Raw genomic sequence first — 20,644 nt, 5'->3', positions numbered from 1 at the left:
AGGCCCTCGCAGACCCCTGCGAGGGCCTTGCTGTCTTGGGACGGACCGCCGCGCAGGGTTTTCCCGCCGGGCTGCTATCAAAGCAAGAACAGCCCTAGCGCCTCAATCACGTCCCGCTTCGTGGCTTCGGTGCGGAGCATGGCCCGCTCGGTGCCAGAGCGGATGACGTCCAGAACATAATCGGGCTGCCGGGCCAGCTCCGCACGGCGCTGACGAATGGGCCCGATAAGATCCTGCAGGATATCGTTCAACCGCAGCTTGATCGCTTGATCGCCAAGTCCGCCGCGTCGATACCGCGCCTTCAACTCCTCCACCTCTTCGGTCGCATCGTCGAAAGCGTCGAGATAGGCGAACACGGTATTGCCTTCCACGCGCCCCGGATCCTCGACCCGCAGGTGCATGGGATCAGTGAACATCGCCTTGACGGCAGCGCTGATTTCATCGGGCGAGGCCGACAGCGGAATGGCATTGCCACCCGACTTCGACATCTTCGCCTCGCCATCAATACCGGGCAGCCGACCCGATTTCGGAATTACCGCCTTTGCCTCGGGCAAGACATCGGAACCTGCAACAGCGTTGATACGGCGGACAATTTCATTTGTCTGTTCAATGAGCGGCGCCTGATCCTCGCCCACCGGCACCACAGTTGCCTTGAAGGCGGTGATATCTGCCGCCTGTGCCGCCGGATAGCACAAGAAGCCCGCAGGAATATCGCGACCAAATCCTCTGGCGCGGATTTCATCCTTGATCGTCGGATTGCGTTCAAGCCGGGCAACCGACACGAAGTTGAGGTAGAGCATCGACAGTTCCGCCAGAGCAGGCAGGTGAGATTGCAGGCAGATCGTCGTGCGGGCTGGATCAATGCCGACCGCCAGATAATCCAGCGCGACCTCGATGACATTTCTGCGCACCTTGGCCGGATCATGGGCATTATCGGTGAGCGCCTGAGTGTCGGCCAGCAGAAGGAACTGCTCGTGATCCGACTGAAAGCGTAATCGGTTGCGCAGCGATCCGGCGTAATGCCCGATATGCAGAGGACCGGTCGTGCGGTCTCCGGTCAGAATGATGGGTTTGGACATGGGCTTCTCCTCGGGAAAAGGAGGCGCCGCACGGGATTTCGGAAAGACAAAGGCCGCCCATGCGGCGGCCTCGGGATGATAGGAAACATTCCGGCCACCTGGTCAGGAGGCCAGCCACCAGCGTCGTGCGATGACCATCGAATTTTCCATGCAGAGGGTCGTATCGCCACGCCAAGACATGGTCAAGCAGCAGGCGGGGCCACCCGGTACGCCTCCCGTAGCTGACGGCCCGCGCTGCGGAGATCTGGCCTAGCCCGGCAGCGTCAGAATGACGGGGCCGCGGTCGGTCGCGACCACGGTGTGTTCATACTGGACCGCCGGGGCGCGGGGCGTGCTGTAGAGCGTCCAGCCATCCGCGCCTTCCTCTGCCCAGAGCCCGCCCTTGGACAGGAAGGGCTCGACGGTCAGCACCATGCCCTTGGTGATGCGGCGCCTGTCGCCGCGGGTCGCCCATGTGGGGATTTCCTCGGGATATTCGTGCAGCGACCGCCCGACCCCGTGGCTGGCAAGGTTGCGGATCAGCGTATAGCCGCGTGCCGAGGCGAAGGTCTCGATCGCCTTGCCGATGCCTGCAAGCGGCCTGTCGGCGGCGACCTGCGCCAGCCCGATCTGCAGCGCGCGCCTGCCATCGCGGCAGAGCCGGTCCAGCGACGGTGCCACCGGCCCCACCCGGAACGTGGCGCCGGTATCGGCGAAATAGCCGCATCTGGAGGCGGAGACGTCGATATTCACCAGATCACCCCGCCCAAGCACCCTGTCACCGGGGATGCCATGGGCGATCTCTTCGTTCACGCTGATGCAGGTGGCCCCCGGAAAGCCGTAAACGGCCTGCGGGGCGGGCTCTGCCCCCTCCGCCTCCAGCAGATCGCGGCCGATCTCGTCCAGCTCGCGCGTCGTCATGCCCGGCTCCAGCGCCGCTCCCATGGCCTGCAGCGTGTTGGCGACGATGCGGCCAATGATCCGCAGCCCGTCCAGGTCTTCGGCCTTGGTGATGGTCATGGCGGCTCTCCCGGTCTGGCGGCGACGCGCCGCAGCGCCATCCTGCGGCCCGTCGCGCCGGTGTCAATCAGTCTCTGACGCCTGCCCCGGAACGGCAAAGGCGCCCCGCCAGCGGCAGGGCGCCCCGTTCAAGGCCCGAAATTCCGTCAGACCATGCGGCGCAGATAGGTCCATGTCGGCACGGTGGCGTTGCGGGCGACCGAAAACGCCTCCGCATCGCCGATATAGTCGAAGCCGCAATTCACCAGCACCCGCGCCGAGGCGGCGTTGTCCTGAAAGACCGAGGCGAACATGGTGGCGCTGCCAAAGGGATTGGCCGCGACCATGGCCGCCACCGCTTCAGAGGCATGGCCGGTGTTCCAGTAGGGCGGCGCCACCCAGTAGCCGATCTCGGCCTGATTGGGATCAAGCCGCTCCAGCGAGATCAGGCCCATCACCTCTGCCCCGCCCTGCGCGGATCCGTCCATGGCCCAGATATCTTCGACCCGCTTGGGATCGGTGGCACGGGCGATAAACGCCTCGGTGGCGCCGGGCGGCAGCGGATGCGGGATGGAGGTGGTCATACGCGCCACGCGTTCGTCGGCGGTGTGCAGCGAGATCAGCCCCGCATCGGAGCGGCGCAGCGGGCGCAACACGGCGCGGGGGGCTTCGATGACCGGCTGAGCGGCCTTCTGGTCCACAGGGGCCAGTTTCATGTGCATTCTCCTCTGATGCACGGAAATCTTTAACAGGCCGTTTTCGTCTCCCCCCGAAAACAGCGAGGGGACCGGCCTGCCGCCGATCCCCTGCACATGTCGATTCAGGATCGGCTTATTCGGCGGCCTCTGCCACCGGCAGCACGGATACGAAGGTGCGACCCTTCAGACCCTTGCGGAAGGTCACGGAGCCTTCTTCGGTGGCGAAGATCGTGTGGTCACGGCCCATGCCCACGCCGGTGCCCGGCCAGACCTTGGTGCCGCGCTGACGCACGATAATGTTGCCGGGAATGGCGGCCTGGCCACCATAGAGTTTCACGCCAAGACGGCGGCCCGCAGAGTCGCGGCCGTTGCGGGAGGAACCGCCTGCTTTTTTATGTGCCATGGGTCAGTCTCCTTTGACTTGCTTACTCGGCCGCGGCCGCGGGAGCGACTGCCTTGCCGGTTGCGGCCTTCACGCCGGTCTCGTCCGCGCCGGAGGCGAGGATCTCGGTCACACGCACCAGCGTCAGCTTCTGACGGTGGCCACGGGTCCGCTGCGAGCTGTGCTTCCGGCGGCGCTTGACGAAGGAGATCACCTTCTCGCCCTTGATCTGGTCGATCACGGTCGCCTGCACGGCAGCACCTGCGATCCGGGGCGCGCCCACGGTCACGGTGTCGCCACCCAGCATCAGCACGTCGTTGAACTGCACGGTCTCACCGGCATCGGCTGCCAGCTTTTCCACGCGCAGCACATCGCCCGCCTGAACCTTGTATTGCTTGCCGCCGGTTTTCATCACCGCGAACATCTGCGTCTTCCTTCGTTCTGGCCGCGTCCTGTGGCGCCCTTTCGGGACTTCCCGCGCCGGAATTCCGGCCCGCCTTCGGACAGCGCGCCCCGTCAGGGGCTGTCATTGATAAAAAATCGCAGCGCAGGCCGAATCCGGCCCCGCTCCGAAGTCGCGTATATCGGGCGAAAGCCCCGGGCTGTCAACCCGCGCGGCGTGCCGGAATTACAACTCCTCGCCCAGCATCTGCTGCGCGGCAGCAAGCCCCAGACCATAGGAAATCTCGTCATACATGGCGTTGAACCCGGCAAAGAGCGCGCGGTTCATGGCGCGGCCCTCGGGGCTGGCCGACAGCGCCACATACTCGTCCAGCACCGCATCCGACAGCGGGCGATAGGCCACCAGCAGGAAGGCATACAGCCATTCGCGCGTGTCGCTGCGGGTGTCCTCTTCCTGCGCCCAGACCTCGGACAGGATTTCTTCCTCGGTCATCTCGAAGGCGCCGCCATCGACCAGCCCCAGATAGAACTGGTAGCTGGCATTCATCGCCCCCACCACATTCGCCTCGACCAGATCATTGGCCTCCACAAAGGCCTCGATCTGCTCCAGCCGGGGATCATCGGTGCCGTCCAGCGCCTGATAGGCCTCGCGCGCGGAAGCCTCCAGGTCGTCGTCGATCAGCGTGCGCCGGGCGGTGATTTCCAGATCGACCACCCGCTGCCCGTCTTCGGAGGTGAAGAAGTCAAGCAGCGGCCCGGCCTCGGTCCCGGCAAAACTGTCGATGAACTGCCCGCGCACCACCTCTTCCATGGCCTCGGTGTCATAGACTTGCGACACCACCGCGCGCCAGCCGCGGGTGGCGCCACCGGGCAGCAGATCCTCGCCCATCTCCTGCGCGTAATCGAGCCCCTCCTCGCGCATCACCTGCACGATCTCCGGAACGCGCATCGCCTCCAGCAGCGCCTCTCCGGGAGCGGCGGACAGGGGCGCGGCGGCGCAGATCAGAACGACAGGGGCGACAAGGCGCAGGGACATGGTCCGGGAATCTCCATTCAGGGCGTAACAGACCCTAGGGCGCGCGCGCCCCATTTCCAAGGGCTCCCCCGGCCCGGCGGAAAGCTGCCGGAGGGGAAGCTGAAGGAAAAGTGAAGGGTGGCAAAATTCCCTGTTGCACCCCGACGCCCGGACCGCTAAACGCCCCTCCACGATCCCCGCGGAGAGGTGCCGGAGTGGTCGAACGGGGCGGTCTCGAAAACCGTTGACCCTGCAAGGGGTCCCAGGGTTCGAATCCCTGTCTCTCCGCCATTTGGCATTGAAATTTCAGGATAAAATCGTCTTCTTGCGATTTTACCCGCCAAAAAACCCCCCAAAACATTTGCGCTTGGATGCTATGTAGTGCGACAGCGCGGCGCTTTGGCAGTCCTGTTGGTGGATCTGGGCAGAGCTAGCGCCGCAGCGTGATTGCTGGCGGGCGGCAAGCATTACACCCCATGACGAACCAGCGGGGGCGGCAATCTTAACATTTGCTATCATCTTTGCGGCAGAGCGACCGCGAAGCCGGGCTTGCAGAGATTTGGTCAGGCTCGGGAAAGCGATAGTAAGCAATGCCGTGTCGGGCGCATGCTGCGAATCTAGAAATATCCAGATCCCTTGCGCCGGTTTCTATTGGTCTTTGTCCGGGTGCCCCTGTTCCGCCAACCAGCGTGCCCAGCGCCGCCGCTGAGCTTCGCGGATTCGTTCGATGCCCTCGGGTGTTCTTGCGCCGGTAGACATGCCCCCGTGAAACTTGCAGCGCCTTTTGCCCGGCACAGACAGCGCGCGGCAGGATGCGCCTTTGCGGGTCAGGGCGCCGCAGCGCACGCGCCGCCTTGCCGGCATCTCGGCCCGTGCCGCTTCCCATCTCTGCACCTGTGCCGCGAATGCTGCCGCTCGGGCCTCAGTTTCGGCATCCAGCCTTTCACCCCACCCCGTGCGTGCGCGTATTGGTGCGACAAAAACCGGCAGGCCCAGCGCCTCGGCCATCCGCTTTACCGCCCATGCGTTGCGATCCAACAGGCGCTTGCCTTCCCAGTAGGACACAGCGTGCCGCCCGCAGCCCGCCCGCCGGGCAAGATCGGACTGCGACAGCCCAGCCGCCCTGCGGAGTGCCGCCAATTCTGCGCCCGTCATGCGCTACCCCGGATCTTGCGGCGCTGCCGGGCAGCGGCCTTCCGGCAACCTTCACCGCAATAGCGCGCGTCTGCCCTCTTGTCGAAATGCAGCACCCCACAGCACCAGCGGCACAGCCAATCGCCCTGCGCAAAGCGTCGTCCGATCCGAATGGCCCGCTGCCTGCGGTTCCGGTTCTGCGGTCTCGGGCCCAAAGGGGGCAAGACGGCATAAGGTAAGTAAACGGCACAGGATCGGCCCTGCCATTCTTCAACCCAGACTGTTCCGGGTTCGGGTCCAGACATTTTTTGCGTCCTTTGGCTTGTTGTTTTTTGAGGGTCAAAACCGGGTCAGGTGCTTGGCTTTGTTACTGGCGGATCTTGCCGCAGCCCGGCGTCCCAGTCGCGGCAAGCCCCGTTCATTGCCTGACCTGCGGTCCGTGGCGTTCCCATTCGGACAAGAAAAATCCCCGTTCGTTCTGGGCATACCGCTACCTCATTGACTCTCCGGCGGGCGACGCCAAACTTGCCTGCATGGATATTATCACCGTCACCGCTGGCGTCCTCATAGGAAACTTGATTACTGCTGCTCTGTTGTGGCAGTTGAGGGCTGTTTCTGTGCCGGAACCTCCGGTGAAAAACCTGATCATTCTGCTGCTCATTTTCGGCTTGATAATTCTGATTGGTCTTGGACTTGCTCAGTCATACACGGACGCATCGTCAGGCCCCCGCCCGTGATAGCGGATTGAAGCCCTGAAAGATCGCTTTTCACTTCGTCAGCTAGCCGCGCAATGTTGGCCGGGTCAGTAGCGAGGTCGCGCTGGCCAATCTCTTGGGGGGATGCGAATGGACGAAGGGACATTATAGACCCCATAGGCCCCGGGGCAACTTCGTCCGTTGGTTCTGGGAATACCGCTACCTCATTGACTCTCCGGCGGGCCGCGCCGATCTTGCCTGCATGGACATTATCACAGTCATCGCAGGCGTCCTCATCGCCAATTTGCTCACCGCATCACTTTTGTGGCAGCTTAGAGCCTTGTCTGTGCCAAATCCGTCAGTGAAAGACATCCTCATCTTGATGTTCATCCTCGGCTGGATAGGCCTGATCTTTCTTGGATTTGCTCAGTCCCTCCCGGCAGAACCTTAAAACCTCCACCCGTAACATACCTTTGCACCACCTTCCCGCCATTGGCGGCGAGCCGCCTTCCATTGCCTGCCCTGCGGCCCGTGGCGTTCCCATTCGGACAGGCCCCGCCAAGCATCGAGACTCACAGCGCGGCCCGTCCAAGTCAGGGGCCTGCCGCCGGGCGTGATACCGTGCGGGAATGGCTCGCGTGTCGGGCGTGAAAGTTCGGGGGCTGGTGCGGGCGCCGGGCTTTCGGGATCCGGGGGCGCTGGGCGTGCTAATCGTGCTAGACGTGCTAAACGGCCCGCCCCCGGCGCCGCTTGCATGACGGCTGCGCCAACCGCCGGAAACTCTGCCCCCTCGGCCCCCTGAGACGTGCTAGACGTGCTAATCGTGCTAAACGGGGGCGGAAGATTAGCACATCTAGCACGATTAGCACCGCCCTGCCCCTCCGCTTTGCTTATGGCCTCAAGGCGAGCGCGGGCCGCTTTCACGTCAAAACGCATGCCCCACCCTAACAATACCATAAGCTTCCTTGCGGGCAGAGCCACGCACTTCGGCCCCAGGGGGCAGACGGTAAAGCCAGCCATGGGTTTCCAGCATCGCAAGTGCCTTCCTAGCTGCCGGGCTTTCCCGAAGTGCCCGGATCGGTGCCCGCTGAACCACATCTGACGGCATCACCTCCGGAAATTCCCAGCGTTCCAACAGCCATTTGCGCAGAGTTTCGGCCCGCTCGATTTCCTCGGACACGTTCGCGGCATCGGCCAGCCGCCGCGCTTCGGACAGGTAGAAGTCGGCAAGCCCTATGCCGCTTTCCATCGCATCCAGAGAGACGGCAGCGGCTTCAAGGTCTGTCCATGCGGTCAGCACCCCGGCAATGCGCGCCGCCTGTTCCGCAGCCTTGGAGGCATAGCCCGTAATATTGGCATAATCCCCGCCGGGCACCTGTTGCGCCTCCACATGGTCGGAATAGTCAGTCAGCATGGCACGGGCTTCTGGCGACAGCGGCAGAACACGCGGGGCAAGTTCGCGGGTGTCGGGATCCATGGGCAGGGGCGTGTCCAGAATGCGGCTCAGCCGATCCGAGAATCCGGCAAGGGCGGTGTCGTCCTGCCGCACGCGGGATTGCAGGCGGGTGCCAATGGTGCTGGGCGGTTCACACATCAGAAAGCGCGGCAGAAAGCCGGTATCTGCGGCCATGGAATCGGCCATGAAGGCGCGGGCAACGCTGGGCTGCACCATGAGATGCACGGCCAGCCGCCGCCCATAAAGCGTATAAGAGCCTTCCCCGGCGCGGGTGCGGCGGATCGGGCTGCCCTGCCATAGGTCATTAAGCGCCGCCAAGGTCTTTTGCCTGTTGTCTGCCGACATGGCAAAGCCGCCAAGGAATTGCCCGCCTTCATCCGAGAATATGCCAAGGGTCGGCATGCCCTCGGCAAACTTGCGGGTCAGCCCCTCATATGTGGGTTCTGTCACCGTGCGGTCGGGCGTAGCGGGCGCGCTCGGTTCCTTGCCCAGCGCAGCAAGATCGGCCTTTGCGGCGGTGCGCTTTTCGCCTTTGCCCCTGCGCGCGTCTGTCAGGATGCGGTCGCGTTCGCCTTTCCAGAGCGCATGGGCGTTTTCCCATGACGCCATCCCTTCGCGGCGTTGCTTGGCCTGTTCCTTTTCGAAACTGCGCAGCGCTGCCATAAGCGGCCCGTCGCAGGACGATTTCCGTTCCCCGGATCGGGCGATGGTCAGGGCATAGAGCGACAGGGGCCGGGTGCCCCCCAGTGTTTCCACATCGCAAAAGCCCTGCACCGCCAGAGAGGCCACAGAAAGGGCCGATGCCGCAGGAATGGCAATCGGGGCAAGGGTCTGGCCCTGCACCGCCTCCACCGCTTCCCGAAGCGGCCCCAAGGCCTCCACAGGGTAAGGCTCTCCTTGCGGAATGTGGCGCAGCAGCGGTTGCGGCCCCTCGGCCTTGAACGGGATAGGTTCGGGGGCGGTCATACGCTGGCCCCTTTCATGGCTAGAATGTCGTTCCAGTCGCGGCCCTCGGGCGCGGGCAGCAGCGACACCCGCCAGCCCAGCCCATGCGCGCGCTCGGCCAGCGCCCTAGCCGCCGCGCGGCCCGCGTCATCCCCGTCTGGGGCGATGGTCAGCCGCCCGGGTCGGGCAGGCAGATGCAAGCCGCGCAGGCCGGACGTGGATAGCCCCGCCCAGATGGTCGCAGGCGCGCGCAGCAGCCCGCAGGCAAGGCTCAGTGCGGTTTCGATGCCCTCGGCCAGCACTAGCGGGCCTTCCGCCTCAGCAAGCCGCACAGCGCCGCCTGCGGTGCGCCCCAGCATCGCCTTTTGCGGTTCGACATCCGCCTTGGCGCTGCCGTCCGCGCGCAGATAGGTGCGATGCACCGCAAAGCGGTCGGCACCGTCGATCCGGGCCAGCATCGCGGGAAACCGTGTCGCGGTCGGATGCCAGCATGACGGGTGAAACCGCAGGGACTCGGACAGCGGGCAGGAAATGGCCCGCCCGCGCAGGTAGGTTTCCGCAAGCGTGCCTGCGATTGGGCGGGCCTCACGCCACAGTGCAAGGGCCTGTCGTTCGCGTTTCGCGGCCTCAGCCAGCGCCTCGGCATCCCGACGCGCCAGCGCTGCCGGATCGGGCGGCGCGTAACTGCCGGGGGCGATGCCAGCCGCCGCCAGAATATCTGCGAAGTCGCAGCAGCCGCGTTTGCAATGTGCCAACAGCCGCCCATTGCTGCCTTCGGAAAGGGTCAGGGCATTCTGCCCCCGGCGCCGCTCGGGCTGGCAGACCGGGCATGGTGCCGCCCCATAGCTGCGATACCAACGGCCCCGCAGAGTTTCGGTAAGCGTGCGGGCGTCCATCATGCGACCCCTCCCCAGACAAGTGCCGCCAGCGCGTTCGCCTGTCCCTCGGTCAGCCCGTGAAGGCGGCGCAGATAGAGAGCTTGCAATCGGGTCATGCAGCACCCCCGTTGCAGTCATCGGCCAAAGATTTGGCGCTGGGCGGAAGCCGCAGCTTTGACAGATCGGTGCCGGGAGCAAGGCGGTAATGCGCGATATTCTGGGGGCCGCGATACTCGGTCAGGATCGACCCGACATATTGCTTGCGCAGCCTCTCTGTAACGGCAGAAAGGCGCCAGCCTTTCACGTCCCGGATCTCGGCTCTTGTGGAAAGGGTGCGCCCATCTCTAAGCGCCTTGAAGGTCCAGAAAATCTGGCTTTGGCTGGAATACAAGAGGTCCGATTTAGTCATACTCAATGCCTTCTTTCCTTGCTGGAAAAGGCGGTTCGCGCTATCCTTCGGGTATACAGTCCACGCGAAGAAATGCGCCGCCGCCCGCAAGCCAAACGGGTGGCGGTTTTCTTATGCGGCGCTGCCGTGCTTGGCGGCTTCCCATGCTTCCAGATCGGCCAGCTTCCAGCGGGTGCAACCGGGCGTCAGGATAATTGGCGCAGGAAAAGCCGGATCAACTTTAGCCCAGCGCCAAGGCGTCGTGCGATGAACCCCGTAACGGGCAGCGACTTGGGTGTCGGTAAGGTAGGTATTCGGCATGCGATGCCCTCCAATCTGGTGCGATTGGTGGCAATATGACGCGCCGTGCATGGTGTGAGAAAGTTAGGCAGATTGGGCAGCACGGCAGCCGCCGGATTTGCCTAGCCTTCCTGCCCAAGATTATTTTTTTCTGCCTAGGGCGCGCCTAATGGTGTCTGGGTGCGGCACTTTGTCAAAATGTGGTGCGATCCGCGCCTGTATCACTTTCACCGGCAGGCCATCTACGCCATCAGGGAACGTTCTTAGAACCAGAGCTTGAATCTTGGGTCGCTTGCCTTGGTAGCGAGGCAGCGACAAATCTTCGTCATCATGTGCATTGGCTTCCGATCCGTCCTCGAATAGCGCTAGCAACTCTTCCGCGCTCTTAGGGGCCTCTGTTCTTCTTAGACAGACTTGCCAACCAAGGAAGGGGCCGATCTCTTCCATTGCTTCACGCATGAGAGCCCGGCGCCGCCTCCACTCCTCTACTCCGCTCTTCATTACTGCTGGGTAATTCTTAAACGAAACTGCTTTCAAAGCTCCCCTTATAAAAGGAAAATCAATATTCTTTATTTTTTCAACGCGTCCAATATTTGAAATATTCGCCCAAGTCCCGCCCTCTCCAACCGCAATAAGAAGCCAAAATTCTTCCAGATCATCTATGTTGCTCCTTATGGGATGAACTTTTCTAATTTCCGCTGTTCGCCCTGAATTATGAAGCCATATAAAAAAACCCGCATCAACATCAAGCACGAGGCCTGTTGGAGAGCAAATGCTCTTACTGGTGTTTGCTCTATGAAAATAACCAACCAGAAGCCAGAAAAAGGCGGTTTCACGCCTTAGTTCCACTTCCGAGTATGGGCGCTTAACGACTTGGGAGTCACCAACAGCTTCATGCGTCTCGGGAACCATAATCTTTGCAGCTTGCCAACAAAGGTCGCAAAATTGCTTGAAGGTCATATACCCTTCCGGTGCAAACATTTAGCCAATCCTCACAACATTAGCCCGATCCGAGTCCTTCCCGGTCAGGTATTCCGCCCATGCCGCCATCATCGTGCGGCGTTTCTCCACCATGTCGCCGCGACGGTAGGACGCCTCCACAGCATTGCCCACCTTGTGCGCCAAGGCCACCTCGGCCATGTCGCCGGGGAAGTGAGTTCGCTCGGCCACCCAGTCGCGGAACGTGCTGCGCAGCCCGTGCGGGACCGCAGGGCACTTGCTTACCCGATCCGCAAAGCCCGGCCCGCCCTCGGCCACATCTGCCGCATGCAGGCGCTTCATGGCGGCGCTTAGCGTCATGTCGGACATTTCCCCCCCGCGCGGCGCCGGGAATACCAGCGGGCATCCCTCGAAACGCGGCAGAGATTTCAGCAACGCCACAGCCTCGGGCGTCAGCGGCACGCGGTGTTCCCTGTCCATCTTCATGCGCGCCGCCGGTATGGTCCAAAGCCCCGCCTCTAGGTCGATTTCATCCCAGAGCGCGCCGCGCACCTCTTGCGAGCGGCTGGCGGTCAGCGCCGCAAATTCCAAGGCGCGGGCGCCCATGCCTTCCCGCGCCCGCACGGCGGTGAACCAGCGCGGCGCGTCGTCAACTGGAACCGCCGGTTGGTTACGCTGTTTCGCAACCTTTGCGGCAGCAGGCAAAAGCTCTTTAAGATTGCCCCCCCAACGGGCTGGATTGTCGCCGGTGCGGTGTCCTGCAACCGTCGCCCACGACAGCACCGCCTCAATACGTCCGCGCAGTCGAGATGCGGTTTCGGTTTTACTTTGCCAGATCGGTTCCAGCACCCGCAGCACGTCCTGCACCGCGATTTCATCAACCAGCATCGGGCCAAGCTCGGGCATGGCGTAGGTTTGCAAGGTGTTCTGCCATTGCTGACGATGCTTGGGGTTCCTGAAAGCGTCCAACTTTGCGGCAAGGTATTTGTCGGTGGCATCCGCAAAGCTCATGCCCCGGCGCTGAGCGGCCACCAGTGCCGCCTTTGCGGCCTTCCGGTCCTGCACAGGGTCAATGCCGCGCCGGATCTGGTCTTTCGCCTCGCGCGCCCGTTCGCGGGCCTGCGCAAGTGTCACATCAGGAAAGCCCCCCAAGCCGATTTCCCGGCGCTGAGCGCCCACGGTCACGCGCAGCAGCCATGTCCTGCCGTTGTTCGGGGTGATTTGCAGCATAAGACCTGCGACGCCGCCCACAGCGAACGTGGCATTGCGCCCCCGTCCCGGATGCTGCAACCTCTTTACGTCAAGCGCGGAAAGCTCCTTGGCAACGCGTGGCATTTTGCACCCCTCATCATACCCGCCTAAATGTATGCACCCCATCACAACACATTGCAACAGGGCGCAACAGCGTGCGGGTCATATAACTGATGTTAATAAGGGAATTTTCGCCGTACCCCGACAGGGCGCGACACATGAATGGCGGGCTGTCTCTCCGCCATTTTCTTACACGCAATCAAGGTTGCATGGTAAGAAAAATGTGCTTTTGCGATCACTTCTGTGACTGCGCCGGATGGTGCTGGATGGCTTCCTTTCATACCGGTGTCATTCACCTGACCCGGTCACGCGCGCAGAAGACTGTCCCCTGATAACCGGCTGGAACGGGACAGGCGAACCAGACCCGTTGCGGCTGGCCCGAGCCCTAAGTCCGCTGTTTTGCCCCTGCCCTGCGACAGAGGGTGTCTAAATCTCACTGACGCCAAAATAGGCCAGATATTTGTCGATTGCGCTGGCGATCACCTCTTCGGGGTGCTCGGGCGCGGGCAGGCCGTAGATATGGGTGCGGATGCCGATATAGACGATCCCGCCATGCAGGTTCCAGATGTCCTCCATGCTGGGCTGGCGCGTGCCCGACGCCACCGCCGCCGTTTCCGCAAGGACCGGTTCGAGAATCACGTCCCCCAGATGTTCGAGATAGCGGTGGTTGAGCGCGGCTCCGGCAAGGCCCGAGAACATGAAGATCCGCATCCAGTCATGTTCGAAAATCAGCCTGCTGTATTCGGTATAAAACGCCAGCAGGCGGGTCCGCAGCGGAACGGACCGGTCGGTCAGCCGGTCGGGCCAGTCAGAGGACAGCCGACCCAGATAGACCTTTTCATAGACGGCCTCCAGCAGCTCTTCCTTGGTGGCGAAGTATTTGAAAAGAAGAGATTGTGTGACGCCAAGCCGCTTGGCCAGCTGGCGCGTGTTGCCCTCCAGCCCGACCTCGGCGAAGAAGCGCACCGCCTCGTTCACGATCTGCTCGCGCCGCTCCTGCGGCGGCAGCCTCCGACGCGTGCCCGCGTCCCCGTCCCGTTCGGTTGCGATGTCCAAATCCACGTCCTCAGCTCGCCGCTCCGAGGCCCATCTAACAAATTTTTCTTGAAATGTTCAGTTTTTTATAGATCATCCGATCAACAAGAGTGAGCAGCCGATCAATAAGCCGCAAGGCAGGGCTGCGCTCATGGAGGGAGGAGATCATCATGAAGGCATCAGCGGGCGGTTACGCCCGGGCCGTCGACGTGCCCCATGCGCTGGAGCTTATGGCCGGATCGGCCGGGGCTGGCCGGTATCTGGCGGGCGGCCAGAGTCTGGTCGCGGCGCTGAACATGCGCCTGTCCGAGGGCGACATGCTGATCGACATTTCCCGGATCGCGGATCTGTCCGGGATCCGCGAAGACGGGGATCACCTGCGCATCGGCGCCCTCACCCGCCATGCCGATATTGGCAGGGACGCACTGATCCGGACCCATGCGCCGCTGCTGTCGGACGCCGTGCGGCACATCGCCCATGCGGCGATCCGCAATCGGGGCACCATCGGCGGCGCGCTGGCCCATGCTGATCCGGCTGCCGAATTTCCGGCCTGCGCACTGGCGCTTGGCGCGACCCTGCACGCACAGGGCGGCACCGGCACGCGGGACATTGCGGCGGAAGAGTTCTTCGAGGATGTCTTCACCACCACGCTTGCCGAAGGCGAGATCCTGACGGGTCTTTCGGTGCCCAAGGCGGAAGCGGGCGAGGTGCAGGTGATCGAGGAGGTGGCGCGGCGGTCCGGCGATTACGCGCTGACCGGGCTCTGCCTTGTCCGCCGGGCGGCGGGGCACCGTCTGAGCATCTTTTCTGCCGGGCCGGTGCCGATGCTGGCGCGGGGGGCAATGGCGGCGCTGGATGCGGGTGATCTGGACGCGGCGGTCGAGGCCCTGCGCGCCGAGATCGATCCCCCCTCAGACACACAGGCCAGCGGCAGCTACCGCCGGCATCTTGCGGGCGTGCTGCTGCGCCGTGCTGTAAAGCGCATCGAAGGAGACCGTGCATGACCCAGACCTTCCGTGACAGGGTGGATGTGTCCCTGACCGTCAACGGCGAACCGGTCGAGGCCCGCGTGCCCGTGGGGCAGCATCTGATCGACTTCCTGCGGACCGACCTGGGGCTGACCGGCGCCCATGCCAGCTGCGAACATGGCGTCTGCGGCGCCTGCACGCTCCGCGTCGACGGACAGGCGGTGCGCGGCTGTCTCATGCTCGCCGCGCAGGCCGACGGGGCCGAGATCTGGACGGTGGAGGGGCTGACCGACACCGGAACCATCCGTGATCTGCAGGACGCCTTCGTGGCGCGCAACGCGCTGCAGTGCGGCTTCTGCACCCCGGGCATGCTTGTTGCGGCGGAGGAGCTTCTGGAGGCCGGCACTTTGCCCTCGCGCGCCGAGATCCGCGAACACCTGTCGGGCAATTACTGCCGCTGCACCGGCTATGAGGCCATTGTGGACGTTGTGGAAAGCGTGGCGCGGGCACGCGCCGGAAAGGCGCAGGCATGAGCATCGCATTCGGAAATCCCGACCGGCCCAATTCCTATATCGGCAAGACGGTGCCGCGCCCGAACGCGCGCAAGCTGGTGCAGGGGCGCGGGCGCTATGTCGATGACATCGTGCTGCCGCGCATGGTCCATGTGGCCTTTGTCCGCTCTCCCTTCGCCCATGCCCGGATCACCGGGATCGAGGCCGAGGCGGCGAAGGGCGTCAAGGGCGTGCTTCGGGTCTTTACCGGCGCCGATCTGGCGGAGGTCTGCACGCCTTGGGTCGGGGTGCTGGCCCATCTGAAGGGGCTGAAATCCCCGCCGCAGCATGCCTTGGCGGTGGACCGCGCCGCATGGGTCGGGGAGCCGGTGGTGGCCGTGGTCGCCACATCGCGGGCCGCCGCCGAAGACGGCGCGGCGCTGGTGGAGGTGGACTATGACCCGCTGCCGGTGGTGACCGACACCATGACCGCCCTTGATGCGGACACCCCCGTCCTTCATCCCGATCTCGGCGACAACCTTGCCTTCCGGCGCCTGCACGAGGAAGGCGATGTCGCGGCGGCGATGGCTTCGGCGCATAAGGTGATTTCGGCCCGCTTCCGCACCGCGCGCCATACCGGCGTCACGCCGGAGCCGCGCTCCATCCTCGTGGACTGGAGCCCGGCAGACGGGCAGATGACCGCGTATCACGCCACGCAGGCGCCGCACATGATCCAGACGGTGCTTGCCGCACATCTGGACCTGCCCGAAAGCCGGGTGCGGGTGATCTGCGGCGATGTCGGCGGATCCTACGGGATCAAGGTCCATGTCTATCCCGACGAGGTGGCGACCGCCGCCATCGCCAAGGTCATGGGCCGCCCGGTCAAGTTCATCGCCGACCGGCTGGAAAGCTTTTCCACCGACATCCACGCCCGCGATCACGAGATCGAGGCGAAGATCGCGGTGGATGCCGAAGGCCGGATCCTCGCCATGGATGTGGATGACTGGACCGGCATCGGCCCCTATTCCGTCTATCCGCGCACCTCGGCCATCGAGGGCAATCAGGTGGTGAACCTCTGCGGCGGGCCCTATGATTTCGCCAATTACCGGGCGCGGACCACGGTGGTGTTCCAGAACAAGACACCCACCTGCCAGTATCGCGCCGTGGGCCATCCGATTGCCGTGGCGATCACCGAAGGGCTGGTGGACATGGCCGCCGCAGCACTTGGCATGGATCCGGTCGAGATCCGGCGGCGCAACATGTATGCCGATGACGCCTATCCGGTGACCTCCCCGGCAAAGATGCGGTTCGAGGGGCTGTCGCATCATGCCTCGATGGACAAGCTGATGGAGATGATGGATTACGACGCGCTCCGCGCCGATCAGGCCGAGGCGCGCAAGCGCGGCAAGCATCGCGGCATCGGCATCGCCTCCTTCATCGAACTGACCAACCCTTCCCCCTTCATGTATGGCATTGGCGGCGCCCGGATTTCCGCGCAGGACGGCTGCACGGTGCGGATGGATCCCGATGGCTCCATCGTCGCGCTGTCGGGCGTGACCGAGCAGGGACAGGGCACCGAGGCGATGCTGAGTCAGGTGGTGGCCGAAGGCGTCGGCGTCCTGCCCTCCAGCGTCCGCGTCATCACCGGCGACACGCAGGTCACGCCCTATGGCGGCGGGACATGGGCCTCGCGCGGGGCGGGCATCGGCGGCGAGGCCGCGCTGCAGGCGGCGCGGGCGCTGCGCCAGTCCATCCTCGAGGTGGCGGCGGCGATGCTGCAGGCCGATGCCGGGGCGCTCGACATCCGCGACGGACAGGTGGTGACCGCCGAGACCGGCGAGCAGCGCCTGCCGCTGGAGGAACTGGGCCGCATCGTCTATTTCCGCGGCGACACGCTGCCCAAGGGCCTGCCGCGCGAACTGGTGCAGACCCGGCATTTCATCACGATGGACTATCCTTTCGCCTTCACCAATGGCGTGCAGGCCTCCTATCTGGAGGTGGACACCGACACCGGCGTCGTCACCCTGCTGAACCACTGGTGCGTCGAGGATTGCGGGCGCGTCATCAACCCGCAGTTGGTCGATGAACAGATCCGCGGCGGCATCGTGCAGGGTCTGGGCGGCGCGCTTTACGAGGAAATCCATTACGACAGCGAAGGCCAGCTTCTGAACGGCTCCATGGCGGATTATCTTGTGCCGATGGCCGCCGAGATGCCGGACATGCAGATCGGCCATGTCGAAACGCCGACCAAGGAAAGCGAACTTGGCGCGAAGGGAGCCGGAGAGGCCGGCACTGCCGGGGCCCCCGCCGCCGTGATGAACGCGATCAACGATGCCCTGCGCCCGCTTGGGGCACAGGTCACCGAAATGCCCTTTACCCCCGAGCGCATTCTGCGCGCGCTCGGGACGATTCAGGACTGAATCACCAAGGGGCGCGACGGGAGCGCGCCCCGCACCAGGGAGGAGACACAATGACTATCATGAAACTCGCGACGACCACCGCGATGGCTGTCCTGATGGGCAGTGCTGCGTTCGCGCAGCAGAGCATCACGGTGAACATCGGCTCGTCACATCCGGAGGCCAATATCTGGGTCTACGCGATGAAGAACACCTTCCAGCCGGAAGTGAACCGCATTCTTGAGGCCAATGGCAACGAGTATCAGGTGAACTGGGTCGAGAACTACGCCGGAACCCTCTACAAGTTCACCGACACGCGCGAGGCGGTCATGGACGGCATCGTTGATGTCGGCATGGTCGGCACGGTCTGGGAAGGCGCCAACATGCCGCTGCAGAACGTGACCTATTTCACGCCCTTCGCCACCGAGGATCACCGCATGATCATCGAGATCTTCGATGACCTGTCCGAATCCCTGCCCGAACTGAAGGACAGCTGGGCGGAAAACGGCATGGTGCACCTGTCCTCGCTGATCACCGACAGCTACGACATCTATGCGACCTTCCCGGTCAACACGATGGCGGATCTGCAGAACCGCAAGCTGAACGCGCCGGGCACCTCGGCGAACTGGCTGCGCGACACCGGGGCAACGCCGGTCGACGGGGCGCTGACCACCTATTACACCAACATCCAGACCGGCGTGACCGAGGGCACGCTGTCCTTCGCCTCGGGCATCCTGCCGACGCGGGTCTATGAGGTGGCGCCGGAACTGTCGCGGGTCGGCATCGGGTCGATGTATTTCGGCGGGATCGCGGCCAACAAGGATGTCTTCGACAGCCTGCCCGCCCCGGTGCAGGAGGCGTTCCGCGAGGCGGCGCAGGCCACCTCCAAGGCGCATGGCGATTACGTCGCCGATCTGGCCGCCCGCGCGCTGGAGGAGATGCAGGCCGCGGGCCTGACCGTCCACCAGATGCCGGAGGAGGAAAAGGCGAAATGGGTCAACGGCCTGCCGAACATCGTCGAGCCGTGGCTGGAACAGACCGGCGAGGCGGGCAAGACCGTGCTCAAGGCCTATTTCGCCGCCCTTGAAGAGCGGGGCGCAGAACCGCTGCGCAACTGGGCCGAGGGTCTCTGACCCCTGCCCGTCCCCGGCTTGAACCGACACAGCCCGACCCGCGACGGTCGGGCTGACCCACTCCGCAAGGGCAGGACGTCATGAGCGAAGACACCACCGCCGATTCCGACACCCAGTTCGTCCCGGGCTTTGCCGAGGCGCCGCTGGGAGCGGTGCTGGGCAGCGTCGCCGCCGCCATGTCGGCGGTCGGCACCGCTGCCATCGGCGCGCTGATGCTGCTGATCGTGGGGGATGTGATCGGGCGCAACCTGCTTGACCTGCCCATCACCGGCGTTTCGGAAATCGCGGCCCGCACCGTGGTGGCCATCGTGTTCCTGCAGGTGCCCGCCGCCATCCTGCAGCGGCGGCTCACCCGGGCCGATTTCCTGCTGCGCCGCATCGGGCAAAGCTCCACCTCGGCGGTGGCGCTGCTCGAAATCCTGTTCTGCCTGACCGGGGCGGTGGTCTTTGCCCTGATCGTCTGGGCGTCCTGGCCGAAATTCGCCTCAGCCTGGACCAGCTCCGAATTCTTCGGGGTGCAGGGGGTCTGGACCATCCCCACTTGGCCGTTCCGTGCCATCACCGTGCTGGGGGCGGCCATGGCCACCCTCGCCGCCCTCTACCGGGTCAGCCGGGAACTTGCAGCAATGAAGGCCGCGCAATGACAATCCTGACCATCGGTTTTATCCTGATCGCCGTGCTGGTCGTGCTTGTCCTGATGGGCATGCAGATCGCCTACGCGCTGTTTTCCGTGGCCTTTGTCGGGATCTGGATCATCCGCGACAGCATCGGGCTTGCCTTCCGCATGCTGGAACTGACCGCCTATTCCGGCATTGCCGATTACCTCTTCGCCACCATCCCGCTGTTTGTCCTGATGGGGCTGCTGGTCAGCGTGTCGAATGTCGGGCGTGACACCTTCGCCGTGGCAGAGGACCTGCTGCGGCGCATGATCTGCGGTCTGGGGGTCGCCACCGTTGCCGCCAACACCGTGTTTGCCGCCGTGACCGGCGTCTCCATCGCCTCTGCTGCGGTCTTCACCCGCGTCGCCGTGCCCGAGATGACCCGGCACGGCTACCGCCCGGCCTTTTCGGCGGGCACCGTCGCCGGATCCTCCGTGCTGGGCATGCTGATCCCGCCAAGCCTGCTGCTCATCATCTATGGCGTGCTGGCCGAGGTCTCCATTGGCGGCATGTTCATCGCGGGCATTCTGCCCGGCCTGATGCTGGCGGGCGGCTTTGTCCTCATGCTGATCGGCCTGACGGTCGTGGCCCCGGGATTCGTGCTCAGTGATCCCGAAAGCAGCCGTGCCCGGCGGCTTGACCGCACGATCAAGCGCATGCCGCTGAACGAGATGATCCGCAAGCTGATCCCGATCATCCTGCTTGTGATCCTTGTGCTGGGCGGGCTTTATACCGGGTTCTTCACCCCCACCGAGGCGGGCGGCGTGGGCGCCTTTGGCGCGCTGGTGGTGGCCCTGTCGCGCCGCAGCCTGAACCGGCACAAGCTCTGGCAGGTGATGAAACAGACCGGCGTGATCTCCGTCTCCATCCTGCTGCTGCTGATCGCCGCCTCGTTCTATTCGCGGATGCTGGCCATTGCCGGGCTGCCGACCGCCATCGCCGATCTGGTGTCGCAATCCGGCTTCGGGCCGCTTGGCTTCATGTTCCTTTATGCCACCATCATCCTGCTGATGGGCATGATCCTCGACAGCACGTCGATCCTGCTCATCATGGTGCCCATCGCCGCCCCCATCGCGCAGGGGCTGGGGCTTGATCTGATGCATTTCGGCATCGTCACGGTGCTTGCGGTGGAAATCGGGCTGCTGACCCCGCCCTTCGGCATCTCGGTCTTCACCGTGCACAACACGCTGAACGACCCGGACGTGTCGGTGGAACAGATCTTTGCCGCCACGCTGCCCTTCATCGCGGTGATGCTGCTGGTCCTGATCGCGGTGGCGCTGCTGCCCGCGACGGTCACGATCTTCCTGTAGCCCCGCCCGGCCCGCGGCGCCGGGATCCTGCAGGCCAGACCTGCCTGACGGG

The 20,644-nt window shown here is 64.1% G+C and carries 19 protein-coding genes, 1 tRNA gene and 1 pseudogene; 7 read left to right on the top strand and 14 right to left on the bottom strand.

The genetic code is table 11. From position 1 onward, the window contains the following. Positions 1 to 77 precede the first annotated feature (77 nt). The 6 genes and pseudogenes from trpS to BLR51_RS11890 form a co-directional block, all read right to left on the bottom strand. On the bottom strand, positions 78 to 1,079 hold the full coding sequence (trpS, locus tag BLR51_RS11915) for a tryptophan--tRNA ligase (protein WP_089847187.1): 1,002 nt from the start codon (positions 1,077 to 1,079) through the stop codon (positions 78 to 80). Between the two features lie 249 nt (positions 1,080 to 1,328). Beyond that, complete coding sequence (gene map, locus BLR51_RS11910) at positions 1,329 to 2,078, bottom strand: type I methionyl aminopeptidase (protein WP_089847185.1); 750 nt, start codon at positions 2,076 to 2,078, stop codon at positions 1,329 to 1,331. A gap of 146 nt (positions 2,079 to 2,224) precedes the next feature. Further along, positions 2,225 to 2,773, bottom strand: a complete 549-nt coding sequence (locus tag BLR51_RS11905) for a GNAT family N-acetyltransferase (RefSeq protein WP_089847183.1) — start codon at positions 2,771 to 2,773, stop codon at positions 2,225 to 2,227. 115 nt (positions 2,774 to 2,888) lie between these two features. Then, on the bottom strand, positions 2,889 to 3,158 hold the full coding sequence (rpmA, locus tag BLR51_RS11900; RefSeq protein WP_089847180.1) for a 50S ribosomal protein L27: 270 nt from the start codon (positions 3,156 to 3,158) through the stop codon (positions 2,889 to 2,891). A 28-nt stretch (positions 3,159 to 3,186) separates the two neighbouring features. After that, a pseudogene (rplU, locus tag BLR51_RS11895) lies at positions 3,187 to 3,561 on the bottom strand (50S ribosomal protein L21); the annotation flags it as partial. A gap of 204 nt (positions 3,562 to 3,765) precedes the next feature. Then, on the bottom strand, positions 3,766 to 4,575 hold the full coding sequence (locus BLR51_RS11890) for a hypothetical protein (RefSeq protein ID WP_089847176.1): 810 nt from the start codon (positions 4,573 to 4,575) through the stop codon (positions 3,766 to 3,768). 180 nt (positions 4,576 to 4,755) lie between these two features. Between BLR51_RS11890 and BLR51_RS11885 the strand changes: the two genes are divergently transcribed. Further along, positions 4,756 to 4,845, top strand: a tRNA-Ser gene (locus BLR51_RS11885). 357 nt (positions 4,846 to 5,202) lie between these two features. Here the strand turns inward: BLR51_RS11885 and BLR51_RS28560 are convergent. From BLR51_RS28560 to BLR51_RS11845, 8 genes are all read right to left on the bottom strand, one after another. Further along, positions 5,203 to 5,709, bottom strand: a complete 507-nt coding sequence (locus BLR51_RS28560; protein WP_089847174.1) for an HGGxSTG domain-containing protein — start codon at positions 5,707 to 5,709, stop codon at positions 5,203 to 5,205. Positions 5,710 to 7,308: 1,599 nt separating this feature from the next. Continuing rightward, complete coding sequence (locus BLR51_RS11870; RefSeq protein WP_089847170.1) at positions 7,309 to 8,805, bottom strand: YfjI family protein; 1,497 nt, start codon at positions 8,803 to 8,805, stop codon at positions 7,309 to 7,311. After that, complete coding sequence (locus BLR51_RS11865) at positions 8,802 to 9,683, bottom strand: DUF7146 domain-containing protein (RefSeq protein WP_089847169.1); 882 nt, start codon at positions 9,681 to 9,683, stop codon at positions 8,802 to 8,804. Before BLR51_RS11865 ends, BLR51_RS11870 begins: the two co-directional genes overlap by 4 nt. A 91-nt stretch (positions 9,684 to 9,774) precedes the next feature. Then, positions 9,775 to 10,071, bottom strand: coding sequence for a hypothetical protein (locus BLR51_RS11860; RefSeq protein ID WP_089847167.1), 297 nt, complete (start codon positions 10,069 to 10,071; stop codon positions 9,775 to 9,777). A 111-nt stretch (positions 10,072 to 10,182) separates the two neighbouring features. Beyond that, positions 10,183 to 10,371, bottom strand: coding sequence for a helix-turn-helix transcriptional regulator (locus BLR51_RS11855; protein WP_089847165.1), 189 nt, complete (start codon positions 10,369 to 10,371; stop codon positions 10,183 to 10,185). A gap of 120 nt (positions 10,372 to 10,491) precedes the next feature. After that, positions 10,492 to 11,331, bottom strand: coding sequence for a hypothetical protein (locus BLR51_RS27405; RefSeq protein ID WP_131821813.1), 840 nt, complete (start codon positions 11,329 to 11,331; stop codon positions 10,492 to 10,494). Next, on the bottom strand, positions 11,332 to 12,624 hold the full coding sequence (locus BLR51_RS11850; protein WP_089847163.1) for a tyrosine-type recombinase/integrase: 1,293 nt from the start codon (positions 12,622 to 12,624) through the stop codon (positions 11,332 to 11,334). It lies immediately after the preceding gene. Positions 12,625 to 13,026: 402 nt separating this feature from the next. After that, positions 13,027 to 13,656, bottom strand: a complete 630-nt coding sequence (locus BLR51_RS11845; RefSeq protein WP_089847161.1) for a TetR/AcrR family transcriptional regulator — start codon at positions 13,654 to 13,656, stop codon at positions 13,027 to 13,029. A gap of 149 nt (positions 13,657 to 13,805) precedes the next feature. Between BLR51_RS11845 and BLR51_RS11840 the strand changes: the two genes are divergently transcribed. From BLR51_RS11840 to BLR51_RS11815, 6 genes are all read left to right on the top strand, one after another. Beyond that, on the top strand, positions 13,806 to 14,639 hold the full coding sequence (locus BLR51_RS11840; RefSeq protein WP_089847159.1) for an FAD binding domain-containing protein: 834 nt from the start codon (positions 13,806 to 13,808) through the stop codon (positions 14,637 to 14,639). Continuing rightward, complete coding sequence (locus tag BLR51_RS11835; RefSeq protein WP_089847157.1) at positions 14,636 to 15,136, top strand: (2Fe-2S)-binding protein; 501 nt, start codon at positions 14,636 to 14,638, stop codon at positions 15,134 to 15,136. The genes BLR51_RS11840 and BLR51_RS11835 overlap by 4 nt, the downstream gene beginning before the upstream one ends. Beyond that, positions 15,133 to 17,514, top strand: coding sequence for a xanthine dehydrogenase family protein molybdopterin-binding subunit (locus BLR51_RS11830; RefSeq protein ID WP_089847155.1), 2,382 nt, complete (start codon positions 15,133 to 15,135; stop codon positions 17,512 to 17,514). Before BLR51_RS11835 ends, BLR51_RS11830 begins: the two co-directional genes overlap by 4 nt. Before the next feature lie 50 nt (positions 17,515 to 17,564). Next, entirely contained in the window at positions 17,565 to 18,623 is a 1,059-nt protein-coding gene (locus BLR51_RS11825; RefSeq protein ID WP_089847153.1) for a C4-dicarboxylate TRAP transporter substrate-binding protein, read from the top strand. An 80-nt stretch (positions 18,624 to 18,703) separates the two neighbouring features. Then, positions 18,704 to 19,267 carry a TRAP transporter small permease subunit gene (locus BLR51_RS11820; RefSeq protein ID WP_089847151.1) on the top strand — a complete coding sequence of 188 codons (564 nt, stop codon included), beginning with the start codon at positions 18,704 to 18,706 and terminating at the stop codon, positions 19,265 to 19,267. After that, positions 19,264 to 20,592, top strand: a complete 1,329-nt coding sequence (locus BLR51_RS11815; protein ID WP_089847149.1) for a TRAP transporter large permease — start codon at positions 19,264 to 19,266, stop codon at positions 20,590 to 20,592. Before BLR51_RS11820 ends, BLR51_RS11815 begins: the two co-directional genes overlap by 4 nt. Positions 20,593 to 20,644: the final 52 nt, after the last annotated feature.

Origin of the sequence: Salipiger marinus (assembly GCF_900100085.1) — a bacterium.
Lineage (GTDB): Bacteria > Pseudomonadota > Alphaproteobacteria > Rhodobacterales > Rhodobacteraceae > Salipiger > Salipiger marinus.
The sequence above is the reverse complement of the archived record's forward strand: the minus strand, read 5'-3'. Positions and strand labels throughout refer to the sequence as shown.